Annotated in this window: 22 protein-coding genes and 1 riboswitch; of the genes, 11 read left to right on the top strand and 11 right to left on the bottom strand. The window is 57.3% G+C overall.

What is annotated here, in order from left to right:
* Positions 1-2 precede the first annotated feature (2 nt).
* The 5 genes from U738_RS05925 to epmB form a co-directional block, all read right to left on the bottom strand.
* Positions 3-740: an urea amidolyase associated protein UAAP1 gene (locus tag U738_RS05925; protein ID WP_035578232.1), complete on the bottom strand. Its 738-nt coding sequence runs from the start codon at positions 738-740 to the stop codon at positions 3-5.
* Complete coding sequence (locus U738_RS05930) at positions 737-1531, bottom strand: ABC transporter ATP-binding protein (protein ID WP_035566453.1); 795 nt, start codon at positions 1529-1531, stop codon at positions 737-739. The genes U738_RS05925 and U738_RS05930 overlap by 4 nt, the downstream gene beginning before the upstream one ends.
* Positions 1528-2355, bottom strand: a complete 828-nt coding sequence (locus U738_RS05935; protein ID WP_035578235.1) for an ABC transporter permease — start codon at positions 2353-2355, stop codon at positions 1528-1530. Before U738_RS05935 ends, U738_RS05930 begins: the two co-directional genes overlap by 4 nt.
* A gap of 76 nt (positions 2356-2431) precedes the next feature.
* Positions 2432-3547 (bottom strand): putative urea ABC transporter substrate-binding protein, encoded by a 1116-nt coding sequence (locus tag U738_RS05940; RefSeq protein ID WP_051912762.1) that lies wholly within the window; start codon positions 3545-3547, stop codon positions 2432-2434.
* 57 nt (positions 3548-3604) lie between these two features.
* A riboswitch (guanidine-I (ykkC/yxkD leader) is annotated at positions 3605-3727 on the bottom strand.
* A 211-nt stretch (positions 3728-3938) separates the two neighbouring features.
* Complete coding sequence (gene epmB / locus U738_RS05945) at positions 3939-4973, bottom strand: EF-P beta-lysylation protein EpmB (protein WP_035578238.1); 1035 nt, start codon at positions 4971-4973, stop codon at positions 3939-3941.
* Between the two features lie 99 nt (positions 4974-5072).
* Here epmB and efp point away from each other — a divergent pair, with 99 nt between their 5' ends.
* Positions 5073-5639, top strand: coding sequence for an elongation factor P (efp, locus tag U738_RS05950; protein ID WP_035578240.1), 567 nt, complete (start codon positions 5073-5075; stop codon positions 5637-5639).
* Positions 5640-5721: 82 nt separating this feature from the next.
* Positions 5722-6702: an EF-P lysine aminoacylase EpmA gene (gene epmA / locus U738_RS05955; RefSeq protein WP_035578243.1), complete on the top strand. Its 981-nt coding sequence runs from the start codon at positions 5722-5724 to the stop codon at positions 6700-6702.
* Between the two features lie 20 nt (positions 6703-6722).
* Here the strand turns inward: epmA and U738_RS05960 are convergent, their stop codons facing one another.
* Both U738_RS05960 and U738_RS05965 read right to left on the bottom strand, forming a co-directional pair.
* Positions 6723-8231 (bottom strand): DHA2 family efflux MFS transporter permease subunit, encoded by a 1509-nt coding sequence (locus U738_RS05960; RefSeq protein ID WP_035578246.1) that lies wholly within the window; start codon positions 8229-8231, stop codon positions 6723-6725.
* 38 nt (positions 8232-8269) lie between these two features.
* Positions 8270-9463: an HlyD family secretion protein gene (locus tag U738_RS05965; RefSeq protein ID WP_081899042.1), complete on the bottom strand. Its 1194-nt coding sequence runs from the start codon at positions 9461-9463 to the stop codon at positions 8270-8272.
* 180 nt (positions 9464-9643) lie between these two features.
* Here U738_RS05965 and U738_RS05970 point away from each other — a divergent pair, with 180 nt between their 5' ends.
* Positions 9644-10306, top strand: a complete 663-nt coding sequence (locus tag U738_RS05970; protein ID WP_050714189.1) for a TetR/AcrR family transcriptional regulator — start codon at positions 9644-9646, stop codon at positions 10304-10306.
* Here the strand turns inward: U738_RS05970 and asd are convergent.
* From asd to rsgA, 3 genes are read right to left on the bottom strand one after another with little or no spacing between them, the layout of a single operon-like run.
* A complete protein-coding gene (gene asd / locus U738_RS05975) occupies positions 10283-11125 on the bottom strand; it encodes an archaetidylserine decarboxylase (RefSeq protein ID WP_035578249.1) in 843 nt (280 codons plus the stop codon). The genes U738_RS05970 and asd overlap by 24 nt on opposite strands.
* Before the next feature lie 10 nt (positions 11126-11135).
* Positions 11136-11978 (bottom strand): sulfurtransferase, encoded by an 843-nt coding sequence (locus tag U738_RS05980; protein ID WP_035578251.1) that lies wholly within the window; start codon positions 11976-11978, stop codon positions 11136-11138.
* An 18-nt stretch (positions 11979-11996) separates the two neighbouring features.
* Positions 11997-13016, bottom strand: a complete 1020-nt coding sequence (gene rsgA / locus U738_RS05985; protein WP_035578253.1) for a small ribosomal subunit biogenesis GTPase RsgA — start codon at positions 13014-13016, stop codon at positions 11997-11999.
* 136 nt (positions 13017-13152) lie between these two features.
* Between rsgA and orn the strand changes: the two genes are divergently transcribed.
* Positions 13153-13746 carry an oligoribonuclease gene (gene orn / locus U738_RS05990; protein ID WP_035578256.1) on the top strand — a complete coding sequence of 198 codons (594 nt, stop codon included), beginning with the start codon at positions 13153-13155 and terminating at the stop codon, positions 13744-13746.
* A gap of 16 nt (positions 13747-13762) precedes the next feature.
* On the opposite strand, the gene queG is transcribed toward orn, so the two are convergent.
* Positions 13763-14854: a tRNA epoxyqueuosine(34) reductase QueG gene (gene queG, locus U738_RS05995; protein ID WP_035578258.1), complete on the bottom strand. Its 1092-nt coding sequence runs from the start codon at positions 14852-14854 to the stop codon at positions 13763-13765.
* A gap of 144 nt (positions 14855-14998) precedes the next feature.
* Here queG and U738_RS06000 point away from each other — a divergent pair, with 144 nt between their 5' ends.
* The 7 genes from U738_RS06000 to hflX all read left to right on the top strand — a co-directional run bounded on the left by U738_RS06000 (position 14999) and on the right by hflX (position 23188).
* A complete protein-coding gene (locus U738_RS06000; RefSeq protein ID WP_035578261.1) occupies positions 14999-16471 on the top strand; it encodes an NAD(P)H-hydrate dehydratase in 1473 nt (490 codons plus the stop codon).
* Between the two features lie 11 nt (positions 16472-16482).
* A complete protein-coding gene (gene tsaE, locus U738_RS06005) occupies positions 16483-16998 on the top strand; it encodes a tRNA (adenosine(37)-N6)-threonylcarbamoyltransferase complex ATPase subunit type 1 TsaE (RefSeq protein ID WP_035578264.1) in 516 nt (171 codons plus the stop codon).
* Positions 16989-18452, top strand: coding sequence for an N-acetylmuramoyl-L-alanine amidase (locus U738_RS06010; protein WP_035578266.1), 1464 nt, complete (start codon positions 16989-16991; stop codon positions 18450-18452). Before tsaE ends, U738_RS06010 begins: the two co-directional genes overlap by 10 nt.
* 18 nt (positions 18453-18470) lie before the next feature.
* On the top strand, positions 18471-20414 hold the full coding sequence (gene mutL, locus U738_RS06015) for a DNA mismatch repair endonuclease MutL (protein WP_035583237.1): 1944 nt from the start codon (positions 18471-18473) through the stop codon (positions 20412-20414).
* A 47-nt stretch (positions 20415-20461) separates the two neighbouring features.
* Positions 20462-21400 carry a tRNA (adenosine(37)-N6)-dimethylallyltransferase MiaA gene (gene miaA, locus U738_RS06020; protein ID WP_035578269.1) on the top strand — a complete coding sequence of 313 codons (939 nt, stop codon included), beginning with the start codon at positions 20462-20464 and terminating at the stop codon, positions 21398-21400.
* Between the two features lie 191 nt (positions 21401-21591).
* Positions 21592-21840, top strand: coding sequence for an RNA chaperone Hfq (gene hfq, locus U738_RS06025; protein WP_007114649.1), 249 nt, complete (start codon positions 21592-21594; stop codon positions 21838-21840).
* 37 nt (positions 21841-21877) lie between these two features.
* A complete protein-coding gene (gene hflX / locus U738_RS06030; protein ID WP_035578272.1) occupies positions 21878-23188 on the top strand; it encodes a ribosome rescue GTPase HflX in 1311 nt (436 codons plus the stop codon).
* Positions 23189-23264 lie beyond the last annotated feature (76 nt).

Genomic DNA, 23264 nt, shown 5'->3' on the forward strand with positions numbered 1-23264 from the left:
CCTTATAAGCCGAGGTGGTAAAGGCGGTTATTGGCAAAACCACGCGCGTTTTCAGGCCGCGAGCGGTAGCAGGGGTCGTCTTCTGTCACCGGCTCGGCGGTGCCGAGGGCAATGTCCACGCCACGGTGGGGGTAGTCAGCACTGGGATCGAGGGGGTGAGGGCAAGTATGCAACAGGACAAGCGTGTCCATCTCAAAGCGCAGCGTGACGCTTTTGCCCGGCTGGCAGTGGCCGGGCACATAGCGCAGCTTGCCTTCGTCGTCGCTTTCTACCCGAGAAAACAGGTTGAGGTTGGCCGCCATATCCCGACGGCCCAGGCCGTACTTGGCAAGCTCAACCAAAAAGGCGTCGAAGCCAGTAAGCGTCCAGTCGTTGTGAGCCTGCTGATAGCTGACCGGCTGCCAGCCTTTCTTTAGCAAGTGATGGGGCATCAGGTTGCCGCCAACGCTATCGTGCCAGCCCAGGTCGTCATGAGTGATAGAGGCGAAAATGCGCCCCATATCTGAGTAAAGGCAGTGACCCTGGGTAAGCTTAAAGGTGTGCTGGCCCTTCAAGGTATCGGGCAGGTTTAAGCGTTCCAGCAGGTTTTCCGGGTTATAGCACAAAAGCCCCACGTTGCTGTCGGCCTCTTTGGCCGTCAGCGTGAGGGTGGTGCCGCGGCGCAGGCGCAGCGACCAGTGATGCCCGCCGGGTAAGTGGGTGGTGTAAGCGGGTTGGCTATTCATAACAGCGTCTGTCATAGCAGCGTCTCCTGGGTGTGAGTTTGCAGGCCGCCCTGGTGAAGCGCTTCTTTAAGTTCGTTCGAAGGACGATCGCGTGAAATAGGTAAGTCGTAAGTAATCGTGGCGCCATAGGCTTCCGGCGCCTGGGGATCGTGGCGGGTTTTATCAAATACCCACAGCCGTGTGCCCAGCTCAAAGGCTTCTTTAAGGTCGTGGGTGATCATAAAGATGGTCAGCTGCTGCTCTTGCCACAGGCGGTTGATCAGCACGTGCATATCCTGGCGAATGCCGGGATCTAACGCACCGAAAGGCTCATCGAGTAATAAAATGCGTGGCCGCATCATCAGCGCCTGGGCAATGGCCAGGCGCTGTTGCATACCGCCGGAAAGCTCATGAGGGTATTTATTAAGCGCGTGGCCCAGGCCGACTTCTTCAATCCGAGCGCGCGCTTTTTCTATTGCGCGGCGCTTGGCGGCACCGAAGCTTTTGCCCAGCAGTTTTGAGCTGTGTAACTCATCGGCAATCATTACGTTGCCGAGCACGGTTAAGTGGGGGAACACCGAGTACTTCTGAAACACCACGCCGCGATCTGGTCCTGGCTCATTGGGAATGGGCTGATCATCCAGGGTTAAGCTGCCGCGCGAAATGGCTTCGGTACCTAACAGCATTTTCAGAAAAGTCGTTTTACCGCAGCCTGAAGCACCCACTAAGGTGACAAATTCTCCAGGCTCAACGCTGAAATTAAGATTTTCGAGCACCACATGATTGCCGTAGTGCTTTTCTAGCCGTTTGGCCGCTAGCAGGCTCATGAGTTATCTCCTTCGCCAGCGTGGTACCAAGGGAATGCCAGCCGCGATACCCAGGCCAACAGCTGGTCAAGCAAAAACGCCAGCAGGGTGATCCAGGCCACGTAGGGCAGAATCACGTCCATGGAGAGGTAGCGGCGTACCAAAAAGATGCGGTAGCCAAGCCCTTCCTGGGCGGCAATGGCTTCGGCGGCGATCAAAAACAGCCAAGCGGTGCCCAGTGCCAAACGGGTGGCGTTTAATAGCCGTGGGGTAAGTTGTGGCAGCAGAACTCTTAACAACACCTGCCAGGAGCTGGCGCCTAAGGTTTGCGCTTTGATCAACTGCTCGTCGGGTAGCCGCAAGGCGTGGCCTTGTAGGTCACGAATAAGGAAGGGCGTTACCCCAATCACAATCAGTGCAATCTTGGCGGCTTCGCCGGTACCAAAGGCGATAAATAGAATCGGCAGTATCGCCATGGGAGGAATCAGTGAGGCGACGGTGACCAGCGGCGAGAACTTGGCACGAAGGATGGGAATGCCGCCGTTTAAGATGCCCACGACCAAGCCAATCAACGCGCTGATCCCCACTCCAATGACGATGCGCTCCAGGCTTGCAAAGGTGTCTGTCCACAGCACCACCTCCCCTGTACGCACGTTCTCAGCGGTGGCCAAATGGTAAAAAGTGCTGGCCATGGTCGAGGGCGTAGGCAGCAGGCGGTCATCAGGGTTTTCCGCCAGCCTTGCATTGGAGAAGCTCATATACAGCATCGCCAATAGCAAAAAAGGCAGTAGGCCTAAAAGCCAGCGGCTGCCCCGGGAGGGCGCTAGGTTAATCAATCGCTTCATGGCGGTTGTCCACAGAAGATGAGTGCAGAGGGAGCGGCAGGCGCCGCTCCCATCGCGCTAATGCAGGAGGACCCCGTTACTGAGTGTCGAGGTAAGCTTGGGTAAAGCTAGGGTCGAAGCGCAGTTGCACATTGCTCTCATCGCCGAATACGCCACTGGGGGTTTCGATGCCGACCACGCCTGCATTGGGTGCAATATCGCCGAGTAGACCGTGCTCAAAACTGAATTCGGCTACGCGCTCCATGGTGTCAAGCAGTTCGGGGTTCTCCATCAACTCGATAGCTTCGGCAGGGTCGGTGTAGAGGTAGGTGGCGTCTAACTGATTACGATAGCCCTCCACATCAGTGCCTGCAGCGTCAGCCATAATACTCAGCGCGTTCTCGTCGTCTGCTTCGATCAAGTCCATCACTTCGTACCAAGCGCCTACCAGGGCATGACCAAGTTCTGGGTTGTCCGCCAGGGTTTGGGTGTTGACGACCATCATGTCGAGGATTTCACCGGGAATTTCCGCTGAGGTGTACACCACGTTACTGTCGGGCATCTCAGCAATAGCGCTTAGCTGTGGGTTCCAGGCGGCCACGGCTTCGGTGGTGTCGCTAGAGAACAGGCCAACAATATCCGCATCGGAGGTGTTGACTGTTTCGATGTCGCGTTCGGTTAAGCCGACGCTCTGAAGGGCGCGAGCGAGAAAGTAATGGGAGACGCTGAACTGAACGAGATTGACCTCGCGGCCTTCGATATCGGCTAGATCGTCGCTGCCTTTGAGCACTATGCCGTCGTTACCGTTGGAGTAGTCGTTAATAATCAGTGCGGTGGAGTCAACCCCACTGGCGGCGGGGATTGTCAGCGCATCCATATTGGTCATGGCGCAGCCGTCAACATTGCCCGAGGTAAACTGGTTAATTGACTCAACGTAGTCGTTGACCTGCACCACATCGATGCTGATGCCGTACTCGTCGGCCCATTTGTCGACGACGCCTTCAACATCGGCGTAGGCCCAGGGCATCCAGCCAGCATAAATCGACCAGCAGACGCTGAATTCATCGCGCTCTTGGGCCTGGGCAGAAGTAACCGAGAGTGGGGAGGTAAGAGCGGCTATCACCAGGGCAGCCGATAGCGGCGCAAGGGATAGGCTTTTCGAAGTACGGTTTGGGGATACACGATTTGGGGAAATGCGCTTGCAACGGGTCATGGCAGCCTCCAGCGGCTAAGAGAAAACTCGGGGGCATCGGCGCATCACTGCACCTTATCCTCCCGGGCTTTTGTCCCGCCGTGTAACCTAACGCCTTAGCGTTAGGTCGATTGCTCTCGGACCAGCCACAGCCATCAGGGGGCGTACGTTGATGGTGTCGGAACCCTAGCGATCTATTGGAAACTAAATTGTGTGGCAGCGTTAGCCACCGATACCCCGTTTGTTACGCTTAGATACAAGGCAAAATCGTGGCCGATTCAATCTAAATCTTTCCGTTTCAGATAATTACAGTGCAAAATCCTGCAGAGCGGCAGGGGCATGGGCCCGCTTCATGCATCTTAATAGTGCGAAAAAGTGGGCTTCTGCACTGATTTGTGTCGCTTGGTCAGCGTCAAAGAGGTGTTTTACTGCCCTTACCAGGAATTTCCCGCACCAGGCGTGGCATCAAGAACCCCGGTAAATGATCGCGCAGTTGAGCAACGAGTTCACTGGCTTCACTATCCGGCACATCAAAATGCGCAGCGCCCTGCACGGGGTCTAATACATGTAGGTAATAGGGCAAAATGCCCGCTTCAAATAGCCGCTCAGATAGCGCTGCAAGCGCACTGACGCTATCGTTCACTCGGCGCAGCAGTACGCTCTGATTGAGTAGCGTCGCCCCGGCTTGTTTAAGCCGCGTGCAGCCATCAACGACTGCCTGGTCAATCTCGTTGGCGTGGTTAATATGCAGCACCACGACTTTTTGTAGTCGGGTGGTGGATAACCAATTGAGTAGGGCGTCATCAATGCGGTCAGGAACCACGACCGGTAGGCGGGTATGAATGCGTAGCCGCTTAAGGTGCGGGATGCTTTCTAGCTGTTCCACCAGCCATGCCAATTGGCGGTCATTGGCGGCCAGCGGGTCGCCGCCAGAAAGAATCGCCTCGTGGATAGTGGTGTCGTTGTGTAAGTAGTCGAGGGCTTCCTGCCACTGGGCTCTGGAAGGTGAATTGTCGCTGTAGGGAAAATGGCGGCGAAAGCAGTAGCGGCAGTTAATGGCACAGTTAGGGCTGGCGATCAGCAGCACCCGGCCCGCATACTTATGAATCAACCCTTTAGCGGGCCGGTGATCGGCCTCTTCCAGGGGGTCGACAACGTAGCCCTGAGGCGTAAGCGCTTCCTCGCCTAGCGGTATTACTTGGCGCAGCAGCGGGTCGTTTATGTCGCCATAGGCTATTCTGGTGAGATACGCTTCAGGCACGCATACCTCAAACAGTTCGTGGCCTAACTTGGCGCCGGGCAACCATTCGCGGCTGAGCCCCAGCCGTTGGCATAGTGCCTGAGGGTCGCGAATGGCATGGGAAAGTTGCTGCTGCCAAGTGGGTCGTGCCATTGAGCTGCCATGGCTTTGCGTTTCAGACGCGGCAATAATGATGTTCTCCTGCAAAAAAGCCCTCCTTCGGGTTATCATGCGGCGCACTGATCACAAGCGTGAAGCTGCGGCTTCGCAGACAAAGTCGTTAAGAATAGGTAATTGAGAGGCAATATGGCGAACTATTCTACCAATGAATTTAAAGGCGGTCTGAAAGTAATGCTCGACGGCGATCCTTGTTCGATCGTTGAAAATGAGCTGGTCAAGCCGGGTAAGGGGCAGGCGTTTAACCGCGTTAAGCTGCGCAACCTGATGACCGGCCGCGTGGGTGAGAAGACTTTCAAGTCCGGTGACTCGCTGGAAGGTGCTGATGTCATGGATTTGGAGATGGAATATCTCTACACCGACGGCGACATGTGGCACTTTATGAAAACCGATGGCTCCTTCGAGCAGTACGCGGTGGAGAAGAAAGCCTTGGGTGACACCGAGAAATGGCTCAAGGAGCAGGTGCCCTACATTATTACGCTTTGGAATGACAAGGCGATCTCTGTGACGCCGCCCAATTTCATTGAGTTGGAAGTCGTTGAAACAGATCCTGGCTTGAAAGGCGATACTGCGCAGGGCGGTTCTAAACCTGCGACGCTGTCGTCTGGCGCTGTTGTCCGCGTACCGCTATTTATCAATCAGGGCGAAGTATTGAAAATTGATACCCGCAGTGGCGACTACGTCTCCCGCGCTTAATCACTTTTTACTCGCACTTTTTGATGGCCACGCCTTGTGCGTGGCCATTTTTACTTGTGAATCGTGTGTCTAAGGAGTAGTGATGGCCATTGACTGGCAACCCTCGGCGTCAATTGAAACGCTCCGCGCTCGTGCGCGGTTAATGGCCAAAGTGCGAGCTTTTTTTGCCCAGCGTGACGTGTTGGAAGTAGAAACACCGGTGCTGGGGCAGGGGGGCAGTACGGATGTGCATTTGGTGTCGCTGCACACCTTGGCGCGGACGGATAAAGGTCAGCGCCGTCTGTGGCTGCAAACCTCCCCTGAATTTCATATGAAGCGGCTGTTAGCGGCTGGCAGTGGGCCGATCTTTCAGCTCGCCAGAAGTTTTCGCGACGCTGAAATCGGCGCCCGCCACAATATCGAATTCACCATGCTGGAGTGGTATCGACCACAGTTTACGCTGGAAAAGCTGATTAATGAGGCCGCTACCCTGGTCATGTCGCTGCTACCCAGTTTCCCGGGACCGCTTGTGCATTACCGCTACCGGGAGCTGTTTCATACTCACTTAGAGGTTGACCCTTTTACCACCTCGCTGGAAAAGCTGCGCTCATTGGCCGCTAAGCGGGCGCAAATGACTGCCCAGTCCTTAGCTGGCGAAGGCCGTGATACCTGCCTTGACCTGTTGATGAGCATGGTGATCGAGCCGCAGCTAGGCCAGCATGAGCTAAGTGTGGTGATTGATTACCCGGCAAGCCAAGCAGCCTTGGCGCGCCGCCACCAAGATGCCGACGGTGAATGGGTAGCGTCCCGCTTTGAACTGTATCTAAACGGTATTGAGTTGGCCAACGGCTACGATGAGCTGACCGATGCGGCTGAGCAGCGCGCCCGCTTTGCTGAAGATAACGCCGAGCGCCGCCGGTTAGGTTTACCGGAAGTGGATATCGATGAGCGCCTGCTGGCCGCCCTTGAACACGGGATGCCGGCAGGTGCCGGGGTGGCGCTGGGGATTGATCGTTTGATTCAACTGGCACTAGGTAAGGCGCGTCTGGAAGAGGTGCTGGCGTTCTCGACACCCAATTGCTAGGGGCGGCGTAAGCCTAGGGCCTAAGCCTCGATGCGTTTAAGTAAGAACACCAACGGCACCGTGGCGATGTAGATTAGCCCCAGCCAGGTAAAAATGTCGTTAAAGGCCAGTACTTGGGCCTGCTGTGAGACTCTCTGGGCCAGCATCGCGACGGCGGCGTGGTAGGCATCGGGCACCGAGCCGGCGAGCATCGTCTGGTACTTGGCGATCTCTGCCACCACCACTTCACGGCTGGTATCGATGGCCGGAATCAGTTGGTTCCAGTGAAAGTCCTCGCGAATATCGCGCACGGTATCAAGCAGCGCCAGCCCAATAGCGCCACCCAGGTTGCGCATTACACTGAACAGCCCGCTGGCGTTGCCCACCTCGCTGGGCGGCAGCGTGCCCATGGCGATACGTGAGGCTGGGATGATACACATGATCAGCCCCATGCCGCGTACGATCTGGGGCACGCAGAACTGCCAGAAACCCGACTCTACGGTGAGGTTGCTGTTCATCATGGTGCCCACGCCAACCAGCAGCTGGCCAATGAACAGCATAATGCGTAGGTCAAGGCGGTTGGTCAGCTGACCGACGACCGGTGCACACAGAAACATCGTTACCCCGGTGACAAACATCACTTGGCCGATCTGCAGGCTCGAATAGCCGCGCACAAAACCGAAGAACAGCGGCATGATGTAGACCAGCCCATAGAGCGCAATGCCGATGATAAAACCCATTCCCGCGCCGATCGCGAAGTTGCGGTTGGCAAAAGCGCGCAGATCGACAATCGGATGGTCGTGGCGCAAGGTGCGGGTAAAAAACCACACCCCCGCTACCAGACAAGTCAGGCTGAACAGTATTATCCGCTGGCTGGCGAACCAGTCGTCGCCGGGCCCCTCCTCAAGCACAAACTCCAGCGAGCCGAGAAACAAGGCGATCAGTATCAGCCCGATGACGTCCAGGTTGCGCGCTACCGCGTGGTTAGGCTTGTCGATATCTAAGTAAGACCACGCCAGCCAGCAGACCAGTACGCCGGGAATCACGTTGGCCAGGAACAGCCAGTGCCAGCTCAGTGTGTCGGTAATATAGCCGCCTACCGTGGGGCCGACCGAGGGTGCCATGGTCACCACCATACCGATCACTGCCTGGACGCTGCCCATCACGCGCCGGGGAAAAATTGAAAAGCTCACCGCCTGGGTAATGGGAATCATCGCCCCGCCCATAAAGCCTTGAATGGCCCGCAGCACGATGAGTTGCTCAATCGAAGTGGCCAGCGCGCAGCCGAGGCTCGCCAGGGTGAAGCCGACGCAGGAGAGGGTGAAGGCGACTCGGGTCGAGAGGATCCGCATCAGCATGCCCGATAGCGGGATCATCACAATCTCGGCGATCAGGTAGGCGGTCTGCACCCAGGAGATCTGGTCTTCGCTAGCCGACAGACCCGCTTGGATCTCGTTGAGCGAACTGGCGACAATCTGAATATCCAGAATCGCCATAAACATGCCAAACACTGCGGCGATGAAGCCGATGCGCTGCGGCCAGGGTGGCATATCGCTGACGCCTGCGACTGAACCTGCGGCCACGTTGCTCACGAATCGGCCAGAGTGCCGGAAGATGTGGCCATCGGACGATGACTCTCTTCGGTCGCATCATCCTTTCGAGGGTTCAAATCACGGGTATCGACTTCGGGCACTGCGGATAACCCTGCGCGCAAACTGCCTAGCGCCTCGGCGGGGCCGGTAACACGAATTTTGACCGGTACTCGCTGGACGATTTTGTTGAAGTTGCCGGTGGCATTGTCCTGGGGCAGCAGGCTGAACTCGGTACCGGTGGCTGGCGACAAGCTGTCGACCACCCCCTGGTAAGTGATGTCCGGGTAGGCATCAAGGTGCACTTCGACCGGCTGGCCGACACGGATCCGGGTGAGCTGGGTTTCCTTAAAGTTGGCCGCCACGTAGGCCGAATCAATCGGCACTAACTGCAGAAGTGTCAACGATGGCTGTGCCAGCGTACCGGTCTCGACCCTCAGGTTACCGATCACCCCATCGCGAGGGGCGACGATTTGGGTCTTGTCCAGTTGGTGGCGAGCATAGTCAAGATCGGCGCTGGCAGCATCTAGATTAGCCTCGGCGCGGGTTACATCGCTCTCGGCGACGGCCAACTGTCGCCGGGCCGATACGACGGCGGCACGGCTTTTAGCCAGGTTGGCTTCGGCAACCCGCAGTGTGGCTTGGTCGTCCTCGTGCTGCTGGCGTGAGGCATAGTTGTTGGCAGCCAGGGAGGAGGAGCGTTCGAGGTGCTGACGCGCCTGATCAACGTTAGCCTGGGTGGCCTGCTGCTCCGCTATAGCTTGATCGATAGCTGCTTGTTGGAGTTCCACCTGACGACGGGACTGAGCAATAGAGGCCGCCGCCACGGCCTGCTGCGCCTCAGCCTGGGTGACTTGGTCGTGGTAGCTTTCGGCGTCCAGGCGTACGAGCAAATCGCCTTGTTTCACTATCTGGTTGTCGTCCACCGCTACTTCGGCGACCCGCGCTGAAAGCTCGGTGCGCACCGCGACACTGTCGGTGCGCACATAGGCGTTGTCGGTTTCTTCGATAAAACGGCCGGTTTGCCACCAGCCCAGCCCCCACCAGGCTAACGCCGACAAGGCAGTGAGCCCGACCAGTACGATGAGTAGTTTACGCTTAGCTTTTCCTTTGGATCCTGCCTTTCGACCTGTGACTGAATCGTCGCGCTGGTGTTTGGCCTGAGCCTCGCTGCGCTTGCCATCCGTTGTCATGGCCACTCCTCAATACCTACCGTCACAAAGGGGCTTTCCTGGGAGGTGCAGACACCACCCTTGGAAGTGAAGATACATAGTGTAATGAATGCTACACTACATATCTAGCACTAACACATGTCATTCACGCTTAGCGCCTCTATCATTGACGATTACTCGGATGCTTCAACGGGAGTGGAAATGCCTCGTTCAACAATATCAGGTCCGCCCGATTGCCCTAATAGGGCGGATGCCATAGTGACTTCACGGGGTATGGCGCGTCGCGAACGCCTGTTGGACGCTGCCCGAGATGTCTTTCTTGAACAGGGCTATGCAGGCGCTAGTGTTAATGAAGTGGTTGCCCGCGCGGGTGGGTCACTGGCGACACTGTACAAGCAGTTTGGCAGCAAGGAGGGGTTATTTACCGCGGCCATGGAGCGCCATATCTCTACCGCCTGGGCCGTGCTGGAAGAGGGGCGGCGGGATCATCATGCCCTAGAGCAGGTGCTTTATGAGCTGGGACGCCGCATGTTGACGCTGGTGTGTGACCCCGGTGTGATTCGTCTGGTTCGCGGCTTGGCCTTTGAGGCCGAGCGGTCCCCCGAGCTTTGCGAGCTGTTCCTTACTCGCGGCCCCGACCAGACGCGTCAGGCGTTAGCGATGTATCTTGGCGAACAGGCCGCCGCCGGTCGCCTTAACCTCGATAATCCCCGCGAAGCAGCCGGTATGTTTATGGGTATGTTGCTCGGTGAGTGGCATATTGACGCGCTGCTTGGCCGCAGTTTGTGCCTTGACGAGGCGCAGTGCAGCGCCCGGGCAAGGCGCTGTGTCGCGATTTTTCTATCGGGTGTGGCCCGCTCCTAGCGTCTGCCCCATTTGCACCATGGTGGCAGGGGGAAGCTGTGCGAAATTGACCTGGTTGGCGAAGCACATGACGACCGTGGAGCCGAGCTTGAAACGGCCCATCTCGGCGCCTTTTTCTAGTGTGATCGGTTGGCCAAACTGCATGCGCTGAGGGTAACCCGAGAGTGGTGTTACCTGCCCAGACCAGACGGTCTCAATGGCGGCGACAATCATGGCACCGACCAATACCATTGCCATGGGGCCTTGCTCGGTATCAAAGATACAGACTAATCGTTCATTGCGGGCAAACAGACCTGGCACGTAGTTGGCGGTGGCTTGGTTGACCGAGAACAATCGCCCAGGGACGTAGATCATTTCTCGCAGGGTGCCGGTTACCGGCATATGCACCCGGTGGTAGTCCCGTGGCGATAGGTAAACCGTTGCAAAGCTGCCATCCAGAAACTCTTCTGCCAGAGCGGTATCGCCGCCGAGCAGGGTTTGGGCGGAGTAGGTGTGGCCTTTTGCCTGTACCAGTTGCCCAGCCTGTAGCAGCCCGTATTGGGAGAGCGTGCCGTCGGCGGGGCTCAGGATGCCATCGCCCAGTGGGCGCGCATCGGCTTTTAGCGCGCGGGTGAAAAAGTCGTTAAACGTGGCGTAGGCGGTGGGGTCGGGCTCCAGCGCTTGGCTCATATCCACATTAAAGCGTTTGATAAAGGCGTTAATCAGGGTGTTTTTCACCCACGGATTGTCGCACTGGGCGAACTTGCCAGTCAGGCGCGAGAGCGCGTGGTGAGGCAGCGGATATTGGAGTAGCGAAAAGGCTTTTTGGGAAAGAGTCACAGTAATATTTTCACTTCTCAATCGGTGTGTCGTCGCGGTTGCCCCATTCACCCCAGGAGCCCGCGTAGCCGCGCATATTGAAGCCCAAGGCTTTACCTACCAGCCAGGTAAAGCTGCTGCGGTGGTGGCTCTGGCAGTGGGTGGCAATTTCCATGTCGGGCGTGAGGCCGAGTGCGCCTAGCTCGGTGATAAGCTCGGCGTAATCGCGGATGCGCAGCGCGCGGTAGCGATCCATGGCCTGCAGCCAGTCCATGTTGACCGCGCCGGGAATGTGGCCCAGGTGCTTATTGTTACCGCGTACGCCATCGTACTCATCTTTGGAGCGTGCATCCCATACCGCGAACTGCTTATCGCTGAGCTTCTCTTTGATCTCTTCACAAGTGATCAGGGCATCGGGGTTGAGGATCTCAGCATGGTAATCGCTGGGTGTCGGGGCTGTCGGTTCGATGCTCTCGTCGAATTCTGCATCGCGCCAAGCGTGAATACCACCGTTTAAGTAGGAGTAGCGGGTGTGGCCGATCAGGTCTAGCGTCCACAGTAGCCGTGCCGCCCAGCCGCCGCCTTCGTCATCGTAAGCCACTACATGGGTATCGCGTGTCAGGCCTAAGGCACTAAATAGTCTTGATAGCGCATCCACATCGGGAACATCGCTGGGCACCGGCCCTTCGCCGCGCATCAAGTAGCGGAAGTCGAGGAATATAGCGCCGGGTACATGGCCCTGGCGATAGCTGTCGCCGTTGACCGGCACATCGATAATCAGTAGCTGTGAATCACCCAAATGCTCCTGCAGCTGTTCGGGTTCAACGATCAGCGGCAGCAGGTTGGCTTCCGACGATTGGCTTGCTGTGCTCATGACTAACTCCTGTAAATCCTAGCTATCCAAACTATCGAGAATGCGCCGATAGCTGGTAAAGCGTGCTGGATGAATCTTGCCTGCCTCAACCGCTGCAAGTAAAGCGCAGCCGGGCTCATTGCGGTGGCGGCAGTCACGAAAACGGCAGTGGCCAATATAGTCGTGAAACTCAATAAAGCCGTCGGTGACTTCCTGCTCATTAAGGTGCACCAAGCCAAACTCGCGAATACCTGGAGAATCGATGAGATCGCCGTCAGCCACTTCAGCGCGGCTCATGGTGTAGAGGCGTGCCGTGGTTGTGGTATGGGTACCTTTACGGGAATCTTCCGAAAGCGCGCCAATGCGCAGGGTTTCGTCGGGTAGCAAAAGGTCGATCAGCGATGACTTGCCGACGCCGCTCTGGCCAACAAACACCGACGTACGCCCTTCAAGCTGGCTGCGCAGCTCGTCTAGCCCCGTTTCTGTGGCGGTGGTGGTGCGCACCACGGGATAGCCCAACTCACGATAGCGCTCGAGTAGTTTACCCAGCTCGCCACCATCTTCCGGCAGCAAATCGGTTTTATTGAGCACCAGCACCGGCGCTATACCGGTGGCTTCGGCAGCCACCAGATAGCGATCAATAAGGTTGGCGTGGGGCGCGGGTTCCACTGCGAACACAATCAACAGCTGATCAATATTGGCAGCTACCGGTTTGAGCAGGCCGCGGGCGTCAGGGCGCTTGAGCACGCTGTCTCGCTCCTCTCGAGCGACGACCACGCCGGAGCCTTCTTGCCCGGCGCGCCAAATCACCCGGTCACCGGTGACCAGGCCGTCCAAATTGGCGCGTAAGTGGCAGCGAACCGGTTCATTGTCGCTGTTGCGCACCTCTAGAGTGCGCCCAAAGTGAGCAACGACACGGCCCGGCTGTTCTGCGCCGTATTCGCCCGCGGCAAGTTTTTCAGCGTCTTGTACGTCGCGCTTTTCCGCACGCTGGGCACGTTCCGCCTGGACTTTCTCGACTCGCCACTGCTGCTGGCGACTTAATTTACGTTTGCTCATGATCACCTGATGATCGTTACAATGGCGGTCATTGTACCTACCAACTAGCCAAGCTGTCCTGTATAGCTGCTTGATGGGCTTATTTAAGGCACACTTGGATGATATTAATGGCCATTTGGGCAAAGGAAGAACGGTAATGAGCAACGAAAAGACGGATTCAGCGGTGCCACGGGATGATCTGCTGGTGTGGATTGATCTAGAGATGACCGGTCTGGATCCTAATATAGAGCGCATCATTGAAGTGGCCACACTGATTACTGACGCGGATTTAAACGTGGTCGCGGAAGGGCCGGTGATTGCGGTGAAACAGCCGGACAGCTTGCTGGCGCAGATGGATGACTGGAATCAGAAAACCCACGGCGAGTCGGGCTTAGTTGCCCGTGTTAAAGCCAGCCAAGTGGAAACTGCTGAAGCCGAGCAGCAAACCCTGGCGTTTTTACAGCAGTACGCGGTGGCAGGCTCGTCGCCGATGTGCGGTAACAGTATCCATCAGGATCGGCGTTTTCTGGAGCGTGAGATGCCTGCGCTGCTTAACTTTTTCCACTACCGCAATCTCGATGTGTCGACACTTAAAGAGGTCGCCAAACGCTGGAACCCCGGCGCGCTGGCCGGCTTTAGTAAGCAAAATGTGCACTTGGCCATGGACGATATTAAAGAGTCGATTGCCGAGCTCGCTCATTATCGCAATACGTTTTTGCGCGTTGATCAGCGCAGCGACGAAGAAGAATAGCTAAGAAGAGTAGCGTTTAAGACGCGTCAGTGGCAATGCGCTCACTGCGTTTAAGGCGCTGCTCCTCAAGCGACCAGGCGACGTGTTCGCGTACCAGGGCACTTGGGTAGGCTCTGCGTGCCCACAGTGCGGCCTCTACGGCTTCGCTCCAGGGTGCATTGCCCAGGCCAACGGCGATATTGCGCAGCCAGCGCTCGTAGCCAATGCGCCGGATTGGGCTGCCGGCGGTTTTATCCAGAAACTCCGCTTCACCCCAGCAAAACAGGCTGATAAGCGTTGCGCGGTCTAGATCGTAGCGCGGTGCAAAGTCATCTTCCTGGGTAATATGGGTAAAGCGAGTGAACGGGCACACAAGCTGGCAGTCGTCACAGCCGTAAATACGATTACCCATGGCGCGACGGTACTCAACCGGAATAGCGCCGTGCAGTTCAATGGTGAGGTAGGAAATGCACTTGCGTGAGTCGACCACTTTGTCGTCCACGATGGCGCCGGTGGGGCAGGCCGTTCGGCAGGCACTACAGCTTCCGCAGTGTTCATGCTCAAAGGGTGCATCAATGGGTAGCGGGAGGTCGGTATAGAGTTCGCCCAGAAAGAATAGCGAGCCCGCCTTGGGGTTGAGTAGCATGGCGTTTTTGCCGAACCAACCGAGCCCGGCTTTTTGCGCTAGGGCGCGCTCCATGACCGGCGCGGAGTCGACAAAGGCGCGATAACCGAAGTCGCCGACTTCCTGCTCAATTTTTTTTGCTAATAGGGCTAACCGTTTGCGTATTAGCTTGTGATAATCACGCCCTAAAGCGTAGCGCGAAACATAGGCGCGGCTGGGCTGGCCAAGCACCTTGGTGCTCTCCACTTCGGCAGGCAGGTAATCCATGCGCACGCTGATAATGCGCTGAGTGCCGGGTTCAAGTTCTGCAGGACGGGTACGCTTGGTGCCATGCTTGGCCATAAAGCCCATTTCGCCGTGATGGCCGTTTTCCAGCCATGCGTCGAGGTGGGCTTCATGAGCGGACAGTTCAGTATCGGTAATACCTACCTGCTGGAAGCCCAGCTCGCGTCCCCAGGTTTTAATCAGGTCGGCAAGATCGGTAAGAGTGTTTTCTGAAAGCATGGGCGCCGTTTTGTCGCGAAAAATGAAAAGCCAAAGGAATTGGAAGTTGATACTCAACGGCTAGACGTTAGCCGCGCTATGCTAACGCATTGGCAGCCATCAAAACATGTGAAAGGAGCGATCGTGTCGATCCCGAATACTTCCATGCTACGCCCATTATATAAAGCCGCCCAGGTGCAGGAGCTCGATCGCCGCACCATTGCCGGTGGTATCGATGGATTTGCGTTGATGCAACGCGCCGCCTCGAGCGCTTGGCACAGCTTCCGCTCGCGCTGGCCCCAAGCGCGTGGCATCACCGTGATGTGTGGCAGCGGGAACAACGGCGGCGATGGTCATGTGCTGGCAGCGCTGGCCATGCAGTCTGGCCTTAAAGTGCAGCGGGTAACCCTTAAACCCCTTGAGGAACTAAGCGGCGACGCGGCGCGTGCAGCAGCGCTGGCGACATCCGCAGGCGTAGGCTGCGAAGAGTGGAGCGCCGGGATAGTGCTTACTGGCGAAATAATTGTCGATGCACTGCTAGGTACCGGTTTGACCGGTGAGGTAGAAGGGCGCTTCAAGCGGGCTATTGAAATGATTAACGCCGCAGATCAGCCGGTACTGGCGATTGATATTCCTTCTGGGTTAGTGGCTGATACTGGCGCCGTGCTGGGTATTGCCGTTAAAGCCGCCTGCACGGTGACGTTTATTGGCGATAAGGTGGGTTTGCACACAGGGAATGCGCCGGCCTATACCGGCGAAATAGATTTTCGCCCCCTAGGCGTCAAGGCTCAGGCCTATTTTGATATTCCGCCCACGGCTTGGCGGCTGGATGATTCGTTACTGGAAGAGGCCTTTGCGCCCCGCCTGCGTACCCACCATAAAGGGGATATGGGCCACGTACTGGTGATGGGCGGGGCTCCTGGATTTGGCGGGGCGGCGCTACTTGCCTGCCAGGCCGCCGCGCGGTTGGGGGCGGGTAAAGTGAGTTTGGCAACGGCGCCTGAACATATTGCCGCCAGCTTGGTGCGCTGCCCGGAAGTGATGGCCCATGGCGTTCGCGGTGGCGCTGAGGCCGCTGAGTTGCCCAACAACGTTGACGTTGTGGTGGTCGGGCCAGGGCTGGGTCAGGCTGCTTGGGGGCAGGCGGTGCTACAGAGTGCGCTGCAGTCAGACGCGCCCTTGGTGGTTGATGCCGATGGCTTGAATCTTTTGGCGCGCCAGTGGCCGGATGTTCGCCGCGATAACTGGGTATTGACGCCGCACCCCGGTGAAGCCGCGCGACTGCTGGGCTGTGAAGTGGCCGATATTCAGGCGGATCGGCCTGCCGCCGCCCTGGCACTGCAACGTGCCCGGGGGGGCGTGGTGATTCTAAAAGGTGCAGGCAGTTTAATTGCTGGCCCCAGTGGCTTGGTGGTGTGCCCTTACGGTAACCCAGGCATGGCCAGCGGGGGTATGGGCGATGTGCTCAGCGGCATGCTGGGGGCACTGATGGCGCAGCGTGGTGACGTGGAGTTTAGCGCTTGGCTGGGTACCATGGTGCACGCGCTAGCGGCAGATCGCGCAGCCGAGGAAGAAGGCGAGCGTGGCCTGCTGGCCAGCGATCTGGCATCCTATGCGCGAAAATTGATTAATCCGTGAAGGCAGCCCACATGCAGGTGCGATTAGACAGTGAAGAGGCCCAGGTAGCTTTTGGCGAAGCATTAGGGCAAGTGTTGCAAGGACGCGGACGGGTGTATCTAGAGGGTGAACTGGGTGCCGGTAAAACGACACTAACACGTGGCATTCTGCGCGCTTACGGGCATCAAGGGGCGGTTAAAAGTCCTACCTATACGCTGGTGGAGCCTTACGAACTAGGCTCCCAGCGGATCTATCATCTAGATTTGTACCGTTTGTCTGATCCAGAAGAGCTAGAGTTTATCGGTGGTCGTGACGTGCTGGCCGACGATGCGATTTGCATTATTGAGTGGCCCAGCCGCGGTGAAGGATGGCTGCCAGTGCCGGATCTTCGTCTGGTGCTGGAAGTGGCTGATCCAGGGCGTTTGGTCTCCTTGGCCGCGGGTAGTGAGCAAGGTGAACGCATATTGACCTCCTTGCAACGTCAGCTAAGTAACGCAAGTAAGCTAAGTTCCGACCAGTTGGAGAGTGGTGTGATTCAATGGAAATAAAGGGCATAGCGGCACGCGTATATCGTTTATTGGCCGCCAGTTTTTTTGCCCTAGCGGCGGTTAATGTTCAAGCGTCCAGCGTCGAAAGTATGCGTTTGTGGGCGGCGCCGGATCATGCCCGGCTGGTATTTGATCTCTCCGCTGCCACCAATGCCAACGTGTTTTCGCTGGAGAATCCTGCGCGTTTGGTGATTGATTTAGATGATACCCAAATGGGTACCGACCCAAGCACGCTGCCTTTGAATGACAGTGCGATTGAATCGGTACGCACAGGCGTACGGGAGGGAGGTGGCCTGCGGGTGGTGCTTGAACTTAACCGTGAGATTGAGCCGCGTCATTTCACCCTGACGCCCAATGATCAATACGGGCACCGCCTGGTAGTGGATCTCGAATATCCCGGTGAAAGCGCCGTTGAGAACCCGATCGACCCTATCGAGGCGATGATTCGGGATCAGGAAATTCAGGCCCAGCGGGCATCGGCGCAAAACCAGTTGCCGGGCACAGCAGAGCCACCCAGTGACTCAGTACCGGTTGAGGTTCAGGAAGCCAAGCCGCATCCGCGTAGAGACATTATTATCGCCGTCGATGCCGGTCACGGTGGCGAAGACCCAGGGGCCATCGGCCCTTCAGGTACCCGTGAAAAAGACGTGGTGCTGGAAATTGCCCGTCGTTTGGCCTCGGAGGTCAATGACACGCCGGGCTTCAAGGCGGTGCTAACGCGCGACGGCGACTACTATATAGGGTTGCGCCAGCGTACCGCATTGGCGCGGGAGCAGAAGGCGGACTTCTTCGTCTCCATTCATGCCGATGCCTTTACTAGCCCACGCCCTCAAGGCAGTTCGGTGTATGCGCTCTCCCAGCGCGGCGCTACCTCGGAAACCGCCCAGTGGCTGGCGGATAGCGAGAACCGCTCCGACTTGATTGGCGGCGTTGATGGCAACCTCTCTTTGCGCGATAAAGATCAGGTGCTGCGCGGGGTATTGTTGGACTTAACCATGACCGCTACCTTAAACGATTCGCTGTCTATCGGCGGGCAGGTGTTGGAACAGTTAGGGCGAATTAATCGGCTACATAAGTCCCGCGTCGAGCAGGCTGGGTTTATGGTATTAAAGTCTCCCGATATCCCCTCGCTGTTGATTGAGGTGGGGTTTATCTCGAACCCCGACGAAGAGCGTCGTCTACGCGACCCTGTGCACCAGTCGGGGCTTTCGCAAGCAATTTTCAGTGGGCTGCGCGATCACTTTGAGCGCTTCCCACCGCCGGCCAGCCTGCTTGCCTGGCAGCGTGATAACCAACGCCAGCCGTCGGGTAATGAGTACCGTATTCAGTCGGGAGATACCCTGTCGGCGATTGCCGTGCGCCACGGCGTACCGGTGAATCAGTTGAAGCAGGCCAACGACCTGAATGGTGACGTGATCCGCGTTGGCCAAGTGTTACAGATTCCCCGTTCATGAGGTGTCGTGTTGACTGATGTGACCGCTACTGCACCGCGTATTCATGTGCTCGACCCGCGGCTGGCTAACCAGATAGCCGCCGGTGAGGTGGTTGAGCGCCCCTCATCGGTAACCAAAGAGCTGATTGAAAACGCTATCGATGCCGGTAGCCAGCGCATCGAGGTGGAAATTGAGCAGGGTGGCGCGCGGCTGATTAAGGTGCGCGATGATGGTATCGGCATTGGCGAACAGGACTTGCCGCTGGCCTTGGCCCGCCACGCCACCAGCAAGATTGGCAGTCTGGAAGATTTAGAGGGTGTCAGCTCACTAGGTTTTCGCGGCGAAGCGTTGGCCTCAATTAGCTCCGTTTCACGGCTGGAGCTGATCTCCAATGCCGAAGAGGATCCCCGTCACGGCTGGCGAGTGGTAGCCGAAGGGCGGGGTATGGACGCCAGAGTGACGCCAGCACCGCACCCCCGTGGCACCAGCGTCGGCGTGCGCGATCTGTTTTTTAATACCCCCGCTCGGCGCAAGTTCCTGCGGACTGAAAAGACCGAGTTTGCCCACGTGGAAGAGGCGTTTCGTCGCCAGGCGCTATCGCGTTACGACATCACCTGGGTATTGCGCCATAACCAAAAAGTCATTCACCAACTGCCTGCCGGTCACTCAGCGTCGGCCCGGGAGCGGCGGATTGCCTCGCTGCTAGGCAAAAATTTTATCGAGCACGCCCGCTATATCGAGCGCGAAGCGGGCGGTTTGCGGCTAAGCGGCTGGGTGGGTCTACCCACCCATTCGCGTTCCCAGGCCGACCAGCAGTACTTTTTTGTTAACGGGCGGGTGGTGCGTGACCGTTTGGTTGCCCACGCGGTGCGCCAGGCCTATCGCGACGTGTTGTTTAACGGCCGTCATCCGGTGTTTGTGCTCTATCTGGAGCTCGAACCGGATGTGGTGGACGTCAACGTTCACCCCACCAAGCACGAAGTGCGCTTTCGCGATGGCCGCATGGTGCATGATTTTCTCTATTCGAGCCTCCACCACTGCCTGGCCTCCGCTAAACCTGCTGAGAGTTCAGGAGATAGTTCAGGAGATAGTTCGGGCGATAGTTCAGACGAGGGGGTTGCCGATGAGGCCAATACGCCAGGCGCATCGCCACAGGGCGTGGCTTCAGAGGCGAGCGCCGAGCAGCCCCGATGGCAGCAGCAGGGCATCGCATTAACCCACTCGCCGGATCGCCACCCAGGTGCGGCGCGCGTGCGGCGCTTTATGCAGGGCTATCAGGCGCTTCACCCCGATCATGAAGAGACGCTATTAACGCCTCAGCCGAATGTCCCCAGTGGGCGGGGCAGTGAGGTGCGTGAAGCGCCCCTTGCAATGCCCGACAACGACCCCACTGCAGCGCCGCCGCTAGGTTTTGCGCTAGGGCAGTTGCACGGTATCTATGTTCTGGCCCAGAACGCCGAAGGGCTGGTGCTGGTGGATATGCATGCCGCCCACGAGCGCATTGTCTATGAGCGTATGAAAACACAGCTGGCCGCTGCTAAAGGGTTGGATGCGCAACCGTTGCTGGTGCCCGTCTCCATTGCCGCTAGCCGGGCAGAGGTGGCCACTGCTGAGAGCGAGCAACAGGCGATCTCCCAGCTGGGCATTGAGCTCGATATTGCCGGGCCAGAGACGCTGCTGGTGCGCCAATTGCCCGCCTTGCTTGCCCAGGCTGACCCTGAAGCGCTGGTGCGTCAGATGCTGGAGGAGCTGGCGCGTTATGGACGTACCCATCAAGTCGAGGCGCGCTTGCATGAGCTGCTTTCCACCATGGCGTGCCACGGCAGCGTACGTGCCAACCGACGGCTGACGATCGACGAAATGAACGCGCTGCTGCGGGATATGGAGCGCACCGAGCGCAGCGACCAATGCAATCATGGCCGCCCTACCTGGACACAGATGGGGCTTAAAGCGCTCGATCGGCTCTTCTTGCGCGGGCAATAGTCACTACTCTTTTACAGCTACTCTTTTCTTACCTGATGGAACCGCGCATGGCTGATACGCGCCCCTGGGCGATTTTTTTGATGGGCCCAACGGCCGCCGGGAAAACCGATACCGCGATGGCGCTCCACGAGCGGCTGGGGCACGAGCTGATCAGCGTTGACTCGGCGATGGTGTATCGCGGCATGGATATTGGCAGCGCCAAACCCAGCGCGGCTGAGATTGCCCGAGCGCCCCATCACTTGATCGATATCCGTGATCCTGCCGAACCCTATTCCGCCGCCGACTTCCGTGAAGATGCGCTACGGCTAATGCGACAAATGAGCGCGGCGGGCAGAGTTCCTCTCCTGGTCGGCGGTACCATGCTTTATTACAAGCGGCTAATCGAAGGTGTGGCGAATTTACCCTCTGCTGACCCGGTCATTCGTCAGCGGCTCGAAGCGCAATGGCAAAGTGAAGGGCTATCGTCGCTGCATAAGCAGTTGGCTGAGGTGGACGCGATCTCTGCTCAGCGTATCCATCCCAATGACCCCCAGCGCATAATGCGTGCGCTGGAAGTGTACTACGCCAGTGGGCGTCCAATGAGTGAGCTATGGGCGGAACAACAGCCGGAAACCTTTCCCTGGCGTGTGTTGTCGATAGCATTGGCACCTAATGATCGGGCGCTTTTGCATCAACGCATTGCCCAGCGTTTCGAAGTAATGTTGGGTGAGGGCTTGATAAATGAAGTCGCCGCCCTCAAAAAGCGTAATGACTTACATTTAGGCCTGCCGGCGATGAAGAGTGTTGGTTATCGCCAAGTGTGGGAGTACCTGGAAGGTGAGTATGACTATTCCTCGCTCGTTGAGCGAGGCGTGATCGCAACTCGTCAGCTAGCCAAGCGTCAATTAACCTGGTTAAGAAGCTGGCCAGAGCTTAATTGGGTTGATTCACAGCGTTCAGACGCGCTGGATCAGGTGCTGAAACTCGTGCGTGACAGCGGTGCTTAGCGTAAGATAGTCCGCTAAGATAGTAACTTAGTAAGTGTGTTTTCGATTGGCTGAGTGATTGGGCCTGTCGCGAACCTCAAAGCTCTTCGGGCATCACTCGGCCTTTCGGGCAGTAATAAATAGTGCGGCGTAGCACCAGTAGGGCACGCCATTTGATAATTAACCCCAACGACAGTTTTAGGGAGAGCAACATGTCCAAAGGGCAGTCCCTTCAAGACCCGTACTTGAACATTCTGCGCAAGGAGCGCATTCCGGTCTCTATCTTTTTGGTCAACGGCATTAAGCTGCAGGGCCAGATCGAATCGTTTGACCAGTTTGTTATCCTGTTGCGTAACACCGTCAGTCAGATGGTTTATAAACACGCTATTTCTACGGTTGTTCCATCTCGCAACGTACGCCTGCCTGCGCAAGACCCGGCAGAGCAAGATGCGGAGATTTAACACCGCTGAAGCAGCAAGAGAGTCCACGAGGTATTGATTGTTTTTCGAACGCCCAGACGCCGGTGAAACGGCAGTTCTTGTTCATGTCGATTTTCATGATGAACAAAAACGTGAAGACCCGGGTGAGTTTTTAGAGCTCGTACGCTCTGCGGGTGCAGAGCCTGCGACTCTACTCACTGCTAGCCGCCACCGACCTGACTCGCGCACCTTTATTGGGTCAGGTAAGTTGGAAGAGCTGCGGGCATTGCTCGCGGCTCACGAGGCTGAGCTGGTGATCTTCAACCATAGCTTAAGTCCCTCTCAAGAGCGCAATGTTGAGCAAGAGCTCAAATGCCGAGTGCTTGACCGTACCGGTCTGATTCTCGATATCTTTGCGCAGCGGGCTCGAACGCATGAGGGTAAGCTGCAAGTAGAGCTTGCTCAGCTTGAATATATGTCGACTCGCTTGGTTCGTGGGTGGACACACCTTGAACGCCAAAAAGGCGGGATTGGCCTGCGCGGCCCGGGTGAGACGCAGCTTGAAACGGATCGCCGCCTGCTGCGCGGGCGAATTAAATCGATTCATAAACGCCTCGATAAAGTACGTAGCCAGCGCGACCAGAATCGCCGTGCGCGTGCGCGCGCGGAAATTCATAGCGTATCGCTGGTCGGTTACACCAACGCCGGGAAGTCGACGCTGTTTAACGCCTTGACCAACGCCGAGGTGTATGCCGCCGACCAGCTGTTTGCGACACTTGACCCCACGCTGCGACGGCTTGAGATTGAAGACGTTGGCGCCGTCGTGATGGCCGATACCGTGGGCTTTATTCGCCATTTGCCACACAAGTTAGTTGAGGCATTTCAAGCCACGCTTCAAGAAGCATCGGAAGCGTCGCTGTTGGTGCACGTCATTGATGCCGCAGACCCTGACCGCGAGTTAAACGTGGAGCAGGTGGAGTTAGTGCTCAAAGAGATCGGCGCGGATGATGTGCCGGTACTCAAGGTCATGAACAAAATTGATAAGCTCGATAGTGCCCCACGCATAGAGCGTGATGGCCATGGCGTACCCGAAGTGGTTTGGCTCTCGGCCCAGCAGGGGCAGGGCCTTGAGCTACTCCATGAAGCATTAACCGAGCGCCTGGCCAACGATGTCATTGGCTTTTCGCTGACACTCACTCCTGAGCAAGGTAAGCTGCGCGCTGGCCTTCACGAGTTGAATGCTGTTCGCGAAGAGGCTTTTGACGAGCAGGGGCAGTCGGTGCTGGATGTGCGTTTGCCGCGGCGCGATTTCAACCAGCTAATGGCTCAGCTAGGCGAGCGTGCCAATACCTATTTACCTGCAGCGTTGCAGGAAACTGAAGATTGGTAGCCTCACCGTTTAATGTCTAGTACGCTGTCAGTATCTGCTTTTGTATAAAAACGGTACAAGATTTACATAGCAATAA

Source organism: Halomonas sp. TG39a (assembly GCF_000744395.1).
Lineage (GTDB): Bacteria > Pseudomonadota > Gammaproteobacteria > Pseudomonadales > Halomonadaceae > Vreelandella > Vreelandella ventosae_B.

Bases quoted from the DNA above. Each gene is read 5' to 3' on its own strand.
- U738_RS05925 (WP_035578232.1), bottom strand. From the start codon at position 740: ATGACAGACGCTGTTATGAATAGCCAACCCGCTTACACCACCCACTTA.
- U738_RS05930 (WP_035566453.1), bottom strand. From the start codon at position 1,531: ATGAGCCTGCTAGCGGCCAAACGGCTAGAAAAGCACTACGGCAATCAT.
- U738_RS05935 (WP_035578235.1), bottom strand. From the start codon at position 2,355: ATGAAGCGATTGATTAACCTAGCGCCCTCCCGGGGCAGCCGCTGGCTT.
- U738_RS05940 (WP_051912762.1), bottom strand. From the start codon at position 3,547: ATGACCCGTTGCAAGCGCATTTCCCCAAATCGTGTATCCCCAAACCGT.
- efp (WP_035578240.1), top strand. From the start codon at position 5,073: ATGGCGAACTATTCTACCAATGAATTTAAAGGCGGTCTGAAAGTAATG.
- epmA (WP_035578243.1), top strand. From the start codon at position 5,722: ATGGCCATTGACTGGCAACCCTCGGCGTCAATTGAAACGCTCCGCGCT.
- U738_RS05960 (WP_035578246.1), bottom strand. From the start codon at position 8,231: ATGCCACCCTGGCCGCAGCGCATCGGCTTCATCGCCGCAGTGTTTGGC.
- U738_RS05965 (WP_081899042.1), bottom strand. From the start codon at position 9,463: ATGACAACGGATGGCAAGCGCAGCGAGGCTCAGGCCAAACACCAGCGC.
- U738_RS05970 (WP_050714189.1), top strand. From the start codon at position 9,644: ATGCCTCGTTCAACAATATCAGGTCCGCCCGATTGCCCTAATAGGGCG.
- U738_RS05980 (WP_035578251.1), bottom strand. From the start codon at position 11,978: ATGAGCACAGCAAGCCAATCGTCGGAAGCCAACCTGCTGCCGCTGATC.
- rsgA (WP_035578253.1), bottom strand. From the start codon at position 13,016: ATGAGCAAACGTAAATTAAGTCGCCAGCAGCAGTGGCGAGTCGAGAAA.
- orn (WP_035578256.1), top strand. From the start codon at position 13,153: ATGAGCAACGAAAAGACGGATTCAGCGGTGCCACGGGATGATCTGCTG.
- queG (WP_035578258.1), bottom strand. From the start codon at position 14,854: ATGCTTTCAGAAAACACTCTTACCGATCTTGCCGACCTGATTAAAACC.
- U738_RS06000 (WP_035578261.1), top strand. From the start codon at position 14,999: ATGCTACGCCCATTATATAAAGCCGCCCAGGTGCAGGAGCTCGATCGC.
- tsaE (WP_035578264.1), top strand. From the start codon at position 16,483: ATGCAGGTGCGATTAGACAGTGAAGAGGCCCAGGTAGCTTTTGGCGAA.
- U738_RS06010 (WP_035578266.1), top strand. From the start codon at position 16,989: ATGGAAATAAAGGGCATAGCGGCACGCGTATATCGTTTATTGGCCGCC.
- miaA (WP_035578269.1), top strand. From the start codon at position 20,462: ATGGCTGATACGCGCCCCTGGGCGATTTTTTTGATGGGCCCAACGGCC.
- hfq (WP_007114649.1), top strand. From the start codon at position 21,592: ATGTCCAAAGGGCAGTCCCTTCAAGACCCGTACTTGAACATTCTGCGC.